Raw genomic sequence first — 1,360 nt, 5'->3', positions numbered from 1 at the left:
ACCCGGACCGCCGCGGGGCCGAACCCGTTGGTCCCGTTGTTGCCCTGTACGCCGACGTCGACGACCACCTCGTCGCTGCCGCGTTCGTCGACGAGGCCGTCGTAGTTGCTCGTGTTCGAGAGCCAGCCGTCGAACCCGGGGCGCCGCCGCAGTCCCGACGCCGCCGACGCCCGCCGTGACGCCGACGGCCGCCGCTCCGGCACCGGCCCGGAGGACGCTCCGCCGCGTCGCTCGTGGCTGTTGGTCGGTCATCGTTACCCCTTGTAGCCGGCGTACTCCATCAGGTTCGCGAAGATGTCCGTGTCCATCGCCTCCTCGTAGACGAGACCGGTGAGCATCCCGCCGGGGTAGGAGTTGCCGTTCATCACGTGGTTGACCTTGTGGCAGTGCATCAGGTAGATGCCCGGTTGGGCGTCGGCCTCGAACTCGATGGTGTGGCGCTCGGCGGGCGCGACGTTGGTCACGTCCATCTCGTGGCGGGCGGCCTCGGGGACGACGCCGCCGTCTTTCTCGACGCGTTCGAAGCGGTGGTTGTGGATGTGCAGCGGGTGGCTCATATACCCCCCGTTGACGTAGTGGACCCGGACCGTGTCGCCCTGTGAAACGATCATCGGCGACCCTTTCTCGGGGTGGAGCGTCCGCGGTGCGACCTTGCCGTTGATGGTGAAGACGTCGGGGTGGCGGTCACGCGGCGAGTAGGAAGCGTCCTCGCCGGCCATCATCCGGTTGAGCCGGGAGTCCCACTCCTTGACTGTCATAAAGTACTCCTTGTCGGCCTCCTCGTACCCCTCGGGATCGACCCGGAGGATGCCGTACATCCCCATATCGATGTGGCGATGGGTCTGGAAGTGGCAGTGATAGAGGTGGGTCCCGGGGACGTTCGCGGGAATCTCGTAGGTGTGAGTCTCGCCGGGTTCGACGGTGATACCCGTCGTCGTCGGGACGCCGTCGTCTTTCCACTTCTTGGTGACGCCGTGGAAGTGGACCGTGTGGGCGCGTTTGCCCTCGGTGTTGTCAAGCGTGACCTCCATGTCCTCGCCCTCCGTCGTCCGGAGGATGGGGGCGGGGACGCTCGGCGGTCGGTCGTCGGCCTTGAACGCCCACACGCGGGGGAGTTCGACGGGGCCGCCCATCGACTCAAGCGGGTGACAGTCGTGGCGGGCGGGTAGCGAACTGAGCGTCACCTGATTGTCCTGCTCGTCGACGTTGACGACCTGAGGCGGTGCCGTGGTGGGGACTTCCTCGTCGGCGTTCGCGGCGGCCGACGGCGAGGTGGCGGTCGTCTCCGCCGCGTCGCGGTGTGGTGCGGCACAGCCGGCAGTCGCAGCGATGCCGGTCCCGCCCGTCGCGGCGACGAACT

At 67.8% G+C, this 1,360-nt stretch carries 1 protein-coding gene and 1 pseudogene; both read right to left on the bottom strand.

The features are described 5' to 3' along the window. A pseudogene (locus GJ629_RS15830) lies at nt 1–203 on the bottom strand (halocyanin domain-containing protein); the annotation flags it as partial. A 51-nt stretch (nt 204–254) separates the two neighbouring features. Further along, nucleotides 255–1,331 (bottom strand): multicopper oxidase domain-containing protein, encoded by a 1,077-nt coding sequence (locus tag GJ629_RS15825; RefSeq protein WP_370515944.1) that lies wholly within the window; start codon nt 1,329–1,331, stop codon nt 255–257. Nucleotides 1,332–1,360: the final 29 nt, after the last annotated feature.

Source organism: Halapricum sp. CBA1109 (assembly GCF_009741825.1).
Lineage (GTDB): Archaea > Halobacteriota > Halobacteria > Halobacteriales > Haloarculaceae > Halapricum.
The sequence above is the reverse complement of the archived record's forward strand: the minus strand, read 5'-3'. Positions and strand labels throughout refer to the sequence as shown.